This window comes from Vreelandella sp. ssv, assembly GCF_059448525.1.
Map to the genome: position 1 here is coordinate 3730892 of NZ_CM182545.1, position 12668 is coordinate 3743559.

The 12668-nt window shown below is 56.1% G+C and carries 11 protein-coding genes; 4 read left to right on the forward strand and 7 right to left on the reverse strand.

The genetic code is table 11. The features are described 5' to 3' along the window. Positions 1-7: 7 nt before the first annotated feature. Together AC5TBW_RS17010 and aptA are read right to left on the reverse strand one after the other, a co-directional pair. Positions 8-1504: a CoA-acylating methylmalonate-semialdehyde dehydrogenase gene (locus tag AC5TBW_RS17010; RefSeq protein ID WP_495509695.1), complete on the reverse strand. Its 1497-nt coding sequence runs from the start codon at positions 1502-1504 to the stop codon at positions 8-10. 29 nt (positions 1505-1533) lie between these two features. Further along, on the reverse strand, positions 1534-2907 hold the full coding sequence (gene aptA / locus AC5TBW_RS17015) for an omega-aminotransferase AptA (RefSeq protein ID WP_495509696.1): 1374 nt from the start codon (positions 2905-2907) through the stop codon (positions 1534-1536). Between the two features lie 583 nt (positions 2908-3490). Here aptA and AC5TBW_RS17020 point away from each other — a divergent pair. Genes AC5TBW_RS17020 through AC5TBW_RS17035 form a run of 4 tightly spaced genes read left to right on the forward strand, consistent with a single transcriptional unit; the run spans position 3491 to position 8576 of the window. After that, positions 3491-5014, forward strand: a complete 1524-nt coding sequence (locus tag AC5TBW_RS17020; protein WP_495509697.1) for a sodium:solute symporter family protein — start codon at positions 3491-3493, stop codon at positions 5012-5014. Positions 5015-5025: 11 nt separating this feature from the next. Further along, positions 5026-5880: a FadR/GntR family transcriptional regulator gene (locus tag AC5TBW_RS17025; protein ID WP_495509698.1), complete on the forward strand. Its 855-nt coding sequence runs from the start codon at positions 5026-5028 to the stop codon at positions 5878-5880. 18 nt (positions 5881-5898) lie between these two features. Then, positions 5899-7173 carry a Zn-dependent hydrolase gene (locus AC5TBW_RS17030; protein ID WP_495509699.1) on the forward strand — a complete coding sequence of 425 codons (1275 nt, stop codon included), beginning with the start codon at positions 5899-5901 and terminating at the stop codon, positions 7171-7173. Between the two features lie 2 nt (positions 7174-7175). Next, positions 7176-8576: an amidase gene (locus tag AC5TBW_RS17035; RefSeq protein WP_495509700.1), complete on the forward strand. Its 1401-nt coding sequence runs from the start codon at positions 7176-7178 to the stop codon at positions 8574-8576. A gap of 13 nt (positions 8577-8589) precedes the next feature. On the opposite strand, the gene AC5TBW_RS17040 is transcribed toward AC5TBW_RS17035, so the two are convergent. The 5 genes from AC5TBW_RS17040 to AC5TBW_RS17060 form a co-directional block, all read right to left on the reverse strand. Then, a complete protein-coding gene (locus AC5TBW_RS17040; RefSeq protein ID WP_495509701.1) occupies positions 8590-9984 on the reverse strand; it encodes an AMP-binding protein in 1395 nt (464 codons plus the stop codon). After that, positions 9981-10925: an o-succinylbenzoate synthase gene (gene menC / locus AC5TBW_RS17045; protein ID WP_495509702.1), complete on the reverse strand. Its 945-nt coding sequence runs from the start codon at positions 10923-10925 to the stop codon at positions 9981-9983. The genes AC5TBW_RS17040 and menC overlap by 4 nt, the downstream gene beginning before the upstream one ends. Next, on the reverse strand, positions 10925-11785 hold the full coding sequence (gene menB / locus AC5TBW_RS17050; protein WP_495509703.1) for a 1,4-dihydroxy-2-naphthoyl-CoA synthase: 861 nt from the start codon (positions 11783-11785) through the stop codon (positions 10925-10927). The genes menC and menB overlap by 1 nt, the downstream gene beginning before the upstream one ends. A 68-nt stretch (positions 11786-11853) precedes the next feature. Next, complete coding sequence (gene frdD, locus AC5TBW_RS17055) at positions 11854-12249, reverse strand: fumarate reductase subunit FrdD (protein ID WP_495509704.1); 396 nt, start codon at positions 12247-12249, stop codon at positions 11854-11856. 17 nt (positions 12250-12266) lie between these two features. Continuing rightward, the gene (locus AC5TBW_RS17060; protein ID WP_495509705.1) at positions 12267-12662 is read right to left on the reverse strand and encodes a fumarate reductase subunit C; all 396 of its coding nucleotides are present in this window, start codon (positions 12660-12662) and stop codon (positions 12267-12269) included. Between the last annotated feature and the right edge of the window lie 6 nt (positions 12663-12668).

Here is a 12668-nt window from a genome sequence, read left to right on the forward strand (position 1 = left end):
CATGACGTCAACTTTGATTGGCGGGGAAAGAGAACTCCGCCCGGGTCGCTTCGCTAACGGAAGGCCAGCGCTGGGAAACCGCTTTGCGGCGGGTATAGAAGCGTACTGAATCAGGACCGTAGGCGTGAAGGTCACCAAACAGTGAGCGCTTCCAGCCACCAAAACTGTGATAGGCGACCGGTACTGGCAGCGGTACGTTAACCCCCACCATGCCAACCTCGATAGCGTCGGTAAAGCGTCGGGCAGCTTCGCCATCACGGGTGAATAGACAGGTGCCATTACCGTATTCATGATCGTTAATTAACTGCATGGCGTCGTCTAAACTGCCGACCCGCACGATGCAGAGCACTGGCCCGAAGATCTCTTCCTGGTAAATACGCATCTCCGCGGTGACGTTATCGAACAGGCAACCACCCACAAAATAGCCCTCTTCATGGCCAGCCACTTTAAGGCTGCGGCCATCAGCGACCAGCGTTGCCCCGGCGTTAACACCGTCTTCGATGAACCCTAGCACTTTATCGCGGTGCTCGGCCGTTACCAGCGGGCCCATATCCAGGCCTTTGTTAGTACCAGGGCCCACTTTCAACTGAGCAATCTTGGGAAGCATGGTTTCGACCAGACGATTGGCCGTTTCATCGCCAACACATACCGCTACTGAAATCGCCATGCAGCGTTCGCCGCAGCTACCGTAAGCCGCACCCATTAGCGTGTTGGCGGCGTTCTCCAAATCAGCATCCGGCAGCACGACGGCGTGGTTCTTCGCCCCGCCCAACGCCTGAACGCGCTTACCCGCGGCGGAACCACGGGAATAAATCGCTTCCGCCACAGGCGTTGAGCCAACAAAGGAAATGGCTTTGACGGCTTTGGCATCCAAGAGTGTTTCCACTGCTTCGCGACCGCCGTGAATCACGTTCATCACACCTTTAGGCAGCCCCGCTTCTTGAAGCAGTTCGGCAACGGCCATAGAGGCGGACGGATCTTTCTCCGACGGCTTAAGGATAAAGGTATTACCACAGGCAATGGCCATGGGGTACATCCACAGCGGCACCATGGCGGGGAAGTTAAACGGAGTGATGCCGGCCACCACACCTAACGGCTGGAAGTTAGACCATGCATCAATGCCCGGCCCTACGTTGTGGGAGTACTCGCCTTTAAGCAGTTCCGGTACACCGCAGGCGTACTCGACGTTTTCGATGCCACGCTTAAGCTCGCCCATCGCATCTTCTGGGGTTTTGCCATGCTCTTCGCTAACCAGTTGCACTAGACGGTCAGCGTGCTCTTCCAGCAACTGCTTAAAACGGTACATTACCTGGGCGCGCTTGGCGGGTGGCGTATCGCGCCAGGCAGGGAAAGCAGCTTGGGCGGCGGCAATAGCACGCTCTACATCGGCGGCATCCGCATCCGCGACTTGGCGAATCACTTTGCCGGTTGACGGATTGGTGACATCCAGCGTGCGCTTACTCTCGACTAGTTCACCGTTGATCAGGTGGGAAACAACACTCATGTTTAAACTCTCTGAAGTTGATCAGTAGATTAGGCTAGCGAATCCAAAGTGGTCGCAACGGCGTCGAACAGTCGCTCAAGCTCAGCCTCGGTGGTGCCGAAAGGAGGGCCAAACTGCAGCGTGTCGCCGCCGTAGCGCACGTAGAAACCTGCTTCCCATAGCGCCATGTGGGCATCCCTTGGGCGAATGATGGGGTCGCCGTCTCGGGGCGATAGCTGAATGGCGCCCGCTAAACCGTAGTTACGAATATCGACAACGTGGTTGCGGCCTTTTAGCGCGTGCAGCTTCTGCTCGAAGGTGGGCGCGATAGCGCTTACCTGAGCGGGGAAGTTTTCACGCTCCATCATTTCAAGGGCCGCTAGCCCCGCCGCGCAAGCTACGGGATGGGCGCTATAGGTGTAACCGTGGGAGAACTCAACCGCGTGCTGGGGGCCGCCAGCCTGCATGAAGGTGTCGAATATCTCGCTGGAAGCGATGACCGCGCCCATAGGAATGGCGCCGTTAGTGATCTGCTTGGCCACGTTCATGATATCCGGCGTCACGCCAAACGCTTCCGCGCCCGTGGTTGCGCCGCTGCGGCCAAAGGCGGTAATCACTTCGTCAAAAATCAGCAGAATATCGTGGGCGGTGCAGATTTCGCGCAGCCGATCCAGATAGCCTTTAGGCGGCACAATGACGCCCGCCGAGCCTGACATCGGCTCAACAATCACTGCCGCAATAGTCGAGGCATCGTGCAGGGCGATTTGATCGAGCAGCGCATCGGCAAGCTCAGCACCGGTTTCCGCTTGGCCACGGGTGAAAGCGTGGCCCGCCTGAAGGGTGTGCGGCAGGTGCGTCACGTCCAGCAACTGGCCGTAGTGTTTCCGGTTGCCTCCGATACCGCCCAGGCTGGTGCCACCGATATTCACCCCGTGATAGCCCTTGGCGCGGCCAATCATGCGGGTTTTCTCAGGTTTACCTTTTAACCGCCAGTAGGCCTTGGCCATTTTGACCGAGGTATCAGCGGCTTCTGAACCCGAATTGGTGAAAAACACATGGTCAAGCCCAGCAGGTGCGAGGCCTGCGACCTTTTCCGCCAGTTTAAACGCCAGCGGATGACCAAGCTGAAAACCTGGCGCAAAATCGAGGCTGCCTAACTGTGCCGACACCGCTTTTTGAATCTCTTCACGGTTATGCCCCGCGCCGCAGGTCCATAGCCCGGAAAGCGAATCGAACAGCTTACGGCCCTGATCATCAATGTAGTAACGCCCTTCCGCCCCTGCGATAACACGTGGGTTGGCGTGGAAGTCGCGGTTGGCGCTGAACGGCATCCAGTAGTGCTGATTAAGCGCCGTTTTTGAGGGGGCATCCCCCATCAAAGCAGGCGAGGCTAGTGTCTTGGTTTTGCTTTTTATTCCAAACATGGTGTCTAGCTCCATCGCTATGAGACATGGTCTCAGCATGCGCCACCACACACGTTTATAAAATTACGCTTTTCTTTTGTTCACGTTAGAGAATCTATACGTATTAGTGCCGCCTTGCTTACCCCTTGGCCTTGACGCCTGATAAAAAAACACCTAATCATTATATTTATACGAATAAATACAACAAATCAGTGGAACACACCCAAACAGTGCTCAGCACCGATAACGTTGCTTTCAAGTAGCTCCGTGGTTGGTCGACGCGTGCTGAAAACATTGCTCACAAATTCAACATAAACAGATCAACATAAACAAAGGGCTAACGCGCGATGAAATATTTAACCCCCTTAAAGCTGTCGATTTATGGCGGCATGCTTTTCAGTTTTTTTATGCTGGAAAGTCCCCTCATTATGCTGGCTAACCGCATAGAGCCCATGGTTATGGGGCTCCCCTTTCTTTTAGTTTGGAACTTGCTCTGGTGGTTTGTGTTAACGGCGCTGTTTTTGGTGGCCTATTTCACCAATTGGGGTAGCCCCGCGCCAACAACTGCTCACGCCACTAAACAGCCATAGCAAGGGGATTAACCATGACCGGTAGTTTATTAATTATTGCGGCCTTTATGATTATCCCCTTGATGGTGGGGGTTTTGTCGGCACGACAATCGCAAGAAACCAGCGAAGATTTTTTCGTTCAAGGCCGCGCCATGGGGAGTATCGCGGTATTCTTTACCGTGGCGGCAACTTGGTGGAGCGCCTTTGCATTCCTCGGTTCTAACGCGACCTTTTATACTAATGGGCCTGTATTTCTTACTGCGCTAGCCTGGAACCTGCTGTTTGGTTTTATGTATTACTGGATCGGTAAACGGGTATGGTTTTTAGGTAAGCGATTCAATTATTTAACACCTTCAGATTTAATCGGCGACTTTTATAATAGCGAAGCGCTGCGTATTACTGTTGCCGCTATCACGCTGATTTTCACCATCCCTTATTTGCAGATTCAGCTAACTGGCGGCGCCTATTTAATCGAAGTCGCCTCTGGTGGGCTGATTCCGTTCTGGCTCGCCGCACTGCTTTTCTACTTCATTATCATTATCTATGTATGGATCGGTGGCATCCGTGCCATCGCCTGGACCGACGTTATTTATGGTGCACTGCTATTCTTCGGCATGCTGTATGCCGGTTACTACATTTCCACCCAGGTAGGTGGGCCAACCGCTCTCTTTAGCCAACTTCAGCAAACCTCTCCTGACCATCTCACCATGCCTGGGCCTAACGGCACCATGGGCTACCCCATGTGGTTCTCGCTGTTTGCCATTACCGCTATTGGTGCCTTTATGGGCCCGCAAATTTGGTTACGTATGTACTCAGTAAAACACGGCAAGTTGTTTAACTTAATGCCGTTTTTACTGGGCTTGGCAGCCTTTGCTTATGTAGGCTCGGTGCTGTCGGGTTACTCAGGTGTATTGCTTGAACCCAATGTAGACAATCCTGATCAGATCCTGCCCATTATGCTGATGGAGTATGCCCCCTACCTACTCGCATCACTGATCATGGCAGCAGGCGCTTCGGCTGCGATGTCCACGGCTAACTCACAGATTCACGCGGTATCTACCGTGGTCACAATGGATATTTACAAACGTTATATGAATCGTGACGCCAGCCAAGCACGTATTGTTTATATCGGTCGTTTATCGCTGGTGGGCTTCTCTCTGGCGGCTTATATCATGGCGCTTACCGTACCCGGCGTACTGGTCACCATTGGTATTGCTGCGCTGGCGGGCACTGCACAGCTGGTGATTCCTACCATCGGTGCTATCACTTGGAAAAAAGCCCACCCTACCGCTGCGCTCGCTGGTTTATGGGCTGGCGTTGCCTGCGTGCTACTGATGACCTTTGGCCCGCTAAGCGCCCCCTTTGGCTACCATGCGGGTATTTGGGGCTTATTGCTGAACGCTGCGCTATTTGTTGGCCTAAGCCATACGCTGCACCGCCGCGATACAGCGGTAGTGGAACGTTTTACCCAAGCGCGCTATGAGTACGATGCCGAGTACCACCCTGAGCGTTTACCCGCCTATGGCTATGAAACGACCACCATCGCTAACAACAAGTAAGGAGTGGGTTGATGGCTCAAGCCCCTGTTTCAAAGATAGTTTCAACCTCTGTTCCAGCCTCAAGGCGCCGACCCAAACTCGCCGAGCTGATCAGCGATGATATCAAGCGCTGGATTGCCGCCGAGTCTTTGGGGGAAGGCGACCGGCTGCCGAACGAAAAAGCGCTGATGGAGCTTTACGGTAGCGCCAAGGCTACTGTCCGCGAAGCGCTTAAGATTCTTGAGGTTGAGGGGCTAGTCACGTTAAAAACCGGGCCCAAAGGCGGCGCGGTCATTAATCAGCCAGGCATGGAGCCCGCCAGCCGCATGCTGCGCAACTTTCTGCATTTCCAACAGTTGGATGGCAAGCAGGTTTATCAGTTGCGCAAACTGTTGGAAGTAGAGCTGGCGGCATCCGTGGTGGGAAGGCTCACCGAGCACGACTTACAGCAGTTGGAAGCCAATATGTCAGCCTGCGCCTGTTGCGCGAGTGATGAAGAGGATCACCGACACCAGCGCTTTTTAGAGCTGGAGTTTCACCAGCTATTGGCGCGTGTCTGCCCTAACCCTCTGCTGGCGTTTATGTGCCAGTTTTTAAACGACATGCTGCGGGATTTAGTCGTGATCAAAAAAGCCTACGTGCCTGAGCGTAAGCAATTCGATCACGCCAATCAGGACTACCATCGCCAGTTGGTGGACGCCTACCGCGCTGAAGATACCCAACGGGTGCGGCAGGTCATGGCCGAGCATATGGCCGATGCCGAGCATCATATGAGCGCATTAGAAGCGGAAATGGCCGCGCAGATGCTGATCAGCAACCATTCACACAACCTTCAGAATCACCGTTCCAAGCTACACGAATTACTGACGGAAAATGCATCCGTTTAATCTTGCGAGGAGAGTGAAATGAATACCTACGTTACACCAACCAATCATATCAAAGACCTACATACCGACAGCGACCGCCTTTGGGAGTCGCTGATGGAAATGGCTAAACTAGGCGCCACGCCTAAAGGCGGCGTCAATCGCCAAGCGCTTACCGATTTAGAACGTCAAGGCCGCGACCTGTTTATCCAGTGGTGCCGCGCCGAGGGCTGCACTATTCGTATTGATAATATCGGCAATATATTTGCTCGCCGGGAAGGCAGCGATCCCAGCGCCAAAGCGGTGATGGCAGGCAGCCATCTGGATAGCCAGCCCACCGGCGGCAAATATGACGGCTGCGTTGGCGTGCTGTCAGGTCTGGAAGTGATTCGCACCCTGAACCAGCATAACATCACCACTCAGTCCCCAATCGAAGTCGTCGCCTGGACGAACGAAGAAGGCTGCCGTTTCCCTCCTTGTATGATGGGTTCAGGTGTATTTAGTGGCGTGCTGGAATTTGACGCAATGCTAGCGCGCACCGACGCCGAGGGCGTCACGGTAAGCGATGCCCTCGACGCTATTCATTACCGCGGTAGTGATACGGTCTCCCCCGACGAGATCAAAGCCTATTTTGAGCCACACATTGAGCAGGGCCCTATTCTCGAAGACACAGACACCACCATTGGCGTGGTTATAGGCGGGCTTGGCCAGAAGTGGTTCGATTTAACCCTGACAGGGCTTGAAGCCCATGCGGGCCCCACTCCGATGAACCTTCGTCGGGATGCCATGATGGGGGCCGCAGAAGTTACTCAAGCACTCAACCGGATTGCCCATGAGCACCAACCCCACGGGCGCGGCACAGTGGGCTGCATGACGCTGCACCCAGGTTCACGCAACGTGATTCCCGGCCAGGTCAAAATGACCTTGGATATGCGTCACTGGGAGCCAGAAGCCCTTATCGCAATGGGCCAAGCCGTTGCCAATGCCGTTGAAGAAATTTGCCAACGCCATGGATTGGAGTACGAGTTAACGCCTACGGCGGATTTCGCACCAGAGCACTTTAATCAAGAATGTGTGGATGCTGTTCGCCAAGCGGCCGAAAAGCTCAGCCTCTCCCATATGGATATCATCAGCGGTGCAGGTCACGATGCAATGTTTGTTGGCCGTGTGGCACCCGCCGCGATGATCTTTATTCCCTGTAAAGATGGCATTAGCCATAACGAGATTGAAAGCGCCAAGCCTGAGCATGTCCACGCTGGCTGTAACGTTCTACTGCACGCCATGCTTGAAGCGGCCGGTGTTGAAGGTGGTGAATAATCATGGCCGAGACCTTTGAAACACTAACAGCCGTTCAGGCATTGGCCCGTTTCGGCGAGGGCTCGCTCTCGCCGGAGTCACTCGTCGAGGACTGCTTGACGCGGATTGAACGGGATAACCCTAAGGTCAATGCATTTACCTGCGTTAACGATGCGGAGGCTCGACGCCTAGCCATAGAATCAGCGCGGCGCTGGCAAGCAGGCACGCCCTGCGGACCGCTGGATGGCATCCCCATTACCATTAAAGATCTGACCTTAACCAAAGGTTTACCGACACGCCTTGGGTCGACCACTACCTCGGCAGAGGGCCCTTGGCAGGTAGACGCCCCGATCAGCCGCCACCTACGCAACGCCGGGGCCATCGTGATTGGCAAAACCACCTCGCCGGAGTTTGGCTGGAAAGGCGTCACCGACAACCCGCTGCACGGCATTACCCGCAACCCGTGGAACACAGCACTAACGCCAGGTGGATCATCCGGCGGCGCGGGGGCAGCCGCGGCGCTTAACCTTGGCTTGCTGCATCAGGGCAGCGACGCGGGTGGTTCCATCCGCATTCCATGCAGCTTTACCGGCACGTTTGGTATTAAACCGACCTTTGGCTGGGTGCCCCAGTGGCCCGCCAGCACCATGAGCACACTTTCTCACCTGGGGCCGATGACCCGAACAGCAGCTGATAGCGCGCTGATGCTTAGCGTGATGGCGCAGCCTGATGCTCGGGATGGCTACTCCGGCAATCCGCTTGGGCCGGACTGGCTAACGCCTCCTCCTGCGGATCTACGCGGCTGGCGAATCGCCTTTAGTGCTGACCTTGGCTATGTAGAGGTGGCGCCGGATATTGCCCGACTGGTTGAGGAGGCCGTTGCCTATTTAGAAGTTCTAGGCGCTACTGTAGAACGTATAGATCCTGGCTTTAGCGATCCGCTCAAGACGTTTAATACGCTCTGGTTTGCGGGAGCCACTCAAGCACTCGAAAAACTGAACGAACAGCAGCAGGCAGCCCTCGACCCCGGGTTCCTAGATATCGCCAGGCGCGGGCAAGATGTATCGCTTTCCGCCTACCTTGCCGCCCGGCGCGAGCGTAGCGAGTTGACCGCCCATATGGCGGCATTTCATGAGCAGTATGACCTGCTGGTCACGCCCACCATGCCAATTGTCCCCTTCACTGCGGGCCACAACGTACCACCGGGTGACCACTATCGCGACTGGATGGACTGGACGCCGTTTAGCTATCCCTTCAACCTTACCCAACAGCCCGCCGCATCACTGCCTTGCGGGCTGGATAACCAGGGGCTGCCGGTAGGCTTGCACCTTGTTGCAGACAAATATCAAGACCTTAAGGTATTACATGCTGCCCAACTGCTGGAGCGCTACTTGCCGCCACTGATACCACCAGGAATAGCATAACCACACCAGCTGGCTACTTATTAATCAACTGCTTTCGCGCCAGCTCAGCAAACTGCTTACGGGAGGGTTTAAAGCCAACCCCTGGCGGCCAGGCTAGCCAAGCGTTGGGCACCATAAAGCCGGGTAGTGCCTCACGAACCCAGGCGCTTAGCGCCTGTTCTGTCTCGGCTTCTCCATGCCAATCGATAAACGCCACCGGACGCTCACCCCACTCGGGGTGAGGCACCGGCACCACTAGCGCCTGGGCGATGCTAGAGTGATCGACCAAGCGCTGTTCGATAGCTTCCGGCTGAATATTCTCGCCGCCGGAGATAAAGCCGTTATCGAGCCGTCCCTCCACTACTAGCGCACCTTGTGAAGTAAAGTACCCTTTGTCACGGGTCGCAAACCATCCCTCGTTATTGAGACCTGGATCAACCTCGCCGTTATTCAAATAGCCGCAGAACAGGGTCTCGCCACGCAGCTGAATTTCACCGTCGACTATTCTGACCTCTCGACCCGGTAGTGGCCTGCCCACGACGCCCGGCGCGGTAGGTATCCCGGTGCAAACCTGGCTGGCCATCTCGGAGAGCCCGTAGCTGACTTTCGGTGTTAGCCCCAGTGATGTCATCTTCGCCACCAGCGGTGCGGGAATGGCCGCGCCGCCCAGCAGCAGCTCGCGCAACTGCGTGTGCTGGGGCGTAAAGCCCGCCTTTAGCAGCCGCCAAAGCTGGGTGGGTACCAGTGAAAGATGGGTAATCGACTGCTGCTCAAGACGCGCGGGAAGCGTGTGTGGGTCCTCATCAAGAATCACCCGCCCACCGGCGAGAAAAACGCGAAATGGGATAGCGTAGCCACCGATATGAAACAGCGGCAGCGAGAGCAGCCAGCCACTGTTTTGATCAACGGGAATAAACGACGCAGAGCCGCGCGCGGAGGCCAAATGATTGGCCACACGATGCAGCACCGCTTTGGGCGTACCGCTGGAGCCTGAGGTAAAAATGGTGTTGCACAGCTGGCGCCCATCGAGCGCCGGAGGCTCATCTGCATCGGCTTCCGCCAGGAAATCCAGGGTAATCGACGTTAGCTGGGAGGAGTAATCGTCGCCGCTTTCCGTTTGGCAAACGCGGCCAGCCTGCAAGCGCTTGGCTAAATTGAGCTGCTGGGCAACGGGAAAGGCAGGGTTAAGTGGGCAGAAAATTACCCAGGCCCGCAGGCAGGCCCACGCCAGCAGCAAGGATTCGAGCGAGCCTTTAGCGGGTACCACTAGCCGATCACCCGGCACAAACCCTTTCCGAGCCAGTTGCTGCGCTAAAGACGCCACGCGGCGATTAAGCGTTCGGTAGCTAAGCTTTACTGAACCCGCCTCTATGGCGACTTGCTCTGGGGTCTCTTTGGCCCAGTAGTGGATGGGGCAGTTTTCTATCACGCTGAATTTTCCAATTTCGAGAGGCAGTGCAACTTTTCTGTCTTCACTTCGCCCGTGGCGGTTGTCACGCGCTCGGTAAGCCAATGGCCGGTATCCAGCCCTGGCGGCTCATTGGGCGCCCACTCGCTGGCCAACCGAGCAAGCAGCCCAAGACCCAAATCGGATTCAAAGCTGGAGGAGATCACCACACGTAGATCGCTCGCCCGTGCCCGTTGAACGAGTACTTCACAGGCAATTAGCGAGCCGATCAGCGTGGGTTTGATTACCAGGGCTTTGAGCTGCGGGTGGCAGTGCCACTCTTCCCGGCGCGATAGCGTTTCATCCAGGGCAATGGCCACCCCTGTTTCTTCTGCCACGGCAATGGTGTCAGCGAAGGTAGCGCAGGGCTCTTCCAGGTAATCGATTTGCGCAAGGGACAGGCGCGCACAGAAACGCTGGGCCTCTTCCCGCGTCCAGCCGCCGTTGGCATCCAAAATCAGCTTGGTGTTGGGTAGCCGAGCGGCAAGCTGTTCGATCAGCGCCAGTTCCTCCTCCATTGCATAGCGTGCCACCTTCAACTTGAGCCGAGAGGGTGGAGACGCTTGCCAATCGCTTTCTCCAAGAGCCTCTATCAACTCCCCTGGTGAGCCCTGGAGCAGTGGGTAGGGCGGCAAAGAAGCAGGAAGATTGCTTGGCCAAGAGCGTTGGGCGCAGTCGAGTCCAAACTGAACCGATGGCAGTGCTGGGGAGACTTTTTCGCCTCGGCTCAAAGCAGACAAACAGGCCAGACATTCGGCTTCAGCTTCCGCCAGCGTTTCAGTCGAGAATCCGGGTAGCGGGGCAATCTCGCCCCACTGCCCGTGGATAGAAACTAACAGCCCTTCTCTATTCGCCAGCCGCTGTCCTTTAAACATTAGCGGCTGGCGGAACGGGAGGGCGTAGCGGTAGAGCGCCAGTTGCATTAAGGGTTACGCGGGTAGCGGGAAAAATCCGGGCGGCGCTTCTCGTTGAAGGCGTTACGCCCCTCTTGTCCCTCTTCGGTCATGTAGTAGAGCATAGTCGCATTGCCCGCCAACTCCTGCAGCCCAGCCTGACCGTCGCAGTCGGCATTGAGCGCGGCTTTTAGGCAGCGCAGTGCCATGGGGCTGTGCTGTAGCATTTCCCGGCACCAGCGCACGCTCTCTTTTTCAAGCGTCTCCAACGGCACCACGTGGTTGACCAGCCCCATTTCCAACGCTTGGGCGGCGCTATATTGGCGGCACAAAAACCAGATCTCCCGGGCCTTTTTCTGGCCCACAATGCGCGCCATATAAGAGGCGCCGTAGCCACCATCGAAGGAGCCGACCTTGGGCCCTGTCTGGCCGAAGACAGCGTTGTCGGCGGCAATAGTCAGGTCGCACATCAGATGCAGCACATGGCCACCGCCGATGGCGTAGCCCGCCACCATCGCCACTACTGGTTTGGGGCAAGTGCGAATATCGCGCTGGAAATCCAGCACGTTGAGGTGGTGGGTACCCTCTTCATCCTGATAGCCGCCATAGTCACCGCGAATGCGCTGGTCACCGCCGGAACAGAACGCTTTGTCGCCTGCACCCGTGAGCAGAATGGCACCAATGGCGCTGTCGTGGCGGGCGCGGTTAAGCGCCTGGGCCATCTCGCTCACCGTTAGCGGGCGAAAGGCGTTGCGTACCTCGGGGCGGTTGATGGTGATGCGCGCAATGCCATCGGCAGTGGTGTGGTACAAAATATCCTGATAGTCATCGGAGCGATCCTGCCACTCGATGGGCGCATAGAGTTCCGATTCAGTGAGTCCGTTGATCATGCCAGTCTCTTTTTCTTTGCCAGAGGGTTTTTCGTTCGCTTTTGGACGTGGTTCTTGCCGAGAATCGCTTAACCCAACATACCTGCAACGACGAGACCCAGCGCCACAATGCTTAACAGCGCAGCCCCACCGTACATCAGTTTTTTGTTAAGTGCGTCATTGCCCACACGGATATCAAACATCCCATGGCGCAGGCGGTGAGCGGCATGAAATAGCGGCAAACAGACCACCGCCCCAACAAACAGAAAGCCCGGCACGCTAAACAGCAGCGATGATGCCCGCTCATAGCTCAACGCCCCAGCGGGCAGCAAACCCAGGGGCAGAAGAACGGCGATAAAGAGAATCACAGCAGGTAGCAAGACGGCAAAACAGACACCGCCCGCGCTAAACAGCCCCCACCAAAGCGGCTCGTCAAAGGCCTGTTTGTGCTGAGTGCTGTTTTTACCCATGTCTGGTTTATTCATGGCTATTTTTTCCATGTTTATGCCCTCCCCAGTAGCCAGAAAAACAGCAGCGCGACTGCCACCACGCCTGCCCACTGACCAGCCACAATGGCCTGATCAGGCAGACTGTGCCCGGCGATACGCAGCGGCATTACCCGTGGGAACAGCACAAAGAAGGTGGCGGCGTGAAACAGGCTGGCGGCCAGCGCAAGAAGATTCAGCACTAATACGATGGGAGAGCCCATAAAGGCTATCCATCCCTGCCAGCTATCCGCCCCCTGCAACAGGGCAACCATACCGGCAAGCAGGCAGAGGGTAAAAAACACCAGCGGCAGCACCGTGGCTTCGCGCAGCATATAGAGTTTAAAAAAGCGGTGTTTGAGCCACCAGTTGCGTTTCAGTGGTGGCAGGCGTTGTGTTGATAATTTATCCATGACGTT

What these genes read in the sequence shown, in the direction of transcription:
- AC5TBW_RS17010 (WP_495509695.1), bottom strand. Translation starts at nt 1,504, where the DNA reads ATGAGTGTTGTTTCCCACCTGATCAACGGTGAACTAGTCGAGAGTAAG.
- aptA (WP_495509696.1), bottom strand. Translation starts at nt 2,907, where the DNA reads ATGTTTGGAATAAAAAGCAAAACCAAGACACTAGCCTCGCCTGCTTTG.
- AC5TBW_RS17020 (WP_495509697.1), top strand. Translation starts at nt 3,491, where the DNA reads ATGACCGGTAGTTTATTAATTATTGCGGCCTTTATGATTATCCCCTTG.
- AC5TBW_RS17025 (WP_495509698.1), top strand. Translation starts at nt 5,026, where the DNA reads ATGGCTCAAGCCCCTGTTTCAAAGATAGTTTCAACCTCTGTTCCAGCC.
- AC5TBW_RS17030 (WP_495509699.1), top strand. Translation starts at nt 5,899, where the DNA reads ATGAATACCTACGTTACACCAACCAATCATATCAAAGACCTACATACC.
- AC5TBW_RS17035 (WP_495509700.1), top strand. Translation starts at nt 7,176, where the DNA reads ATGGCCGAGACCTTTGAAACACTAACAGCCGTTCAGGCATTGGCCCGT.
- menC (WP_495509702.1), bottom strand. Translation starts at nt 10,925, where the DNA reads ATGCAACTGGCGCTCTACCGCTACGCCCTCCCGTTCCGCCAGCCGCTA.
- menB (WP_495509703.1), bottom strand. Translation starts at nt 11,785, where the DNA reads ATGATCAACGGACTCACTGAATCGGAACTCTATGCGCCCATCGAGTGG.
- frdD (WP_495509704.1), bottom strand. Translation starts at nt 12,249, where the DNA reads ATGAATAAACCAGACATGGGTAAAAACAGCACTCAGCACAAACAGGCC.
- AC5TBW_RS17060 (WP_495509705.1), bottom strand. Translation starts at nt 12,662, where the DNA reads ATGGATAAATTATCAACACAACGCCTGCCACCACTGAAACGCAACTGG.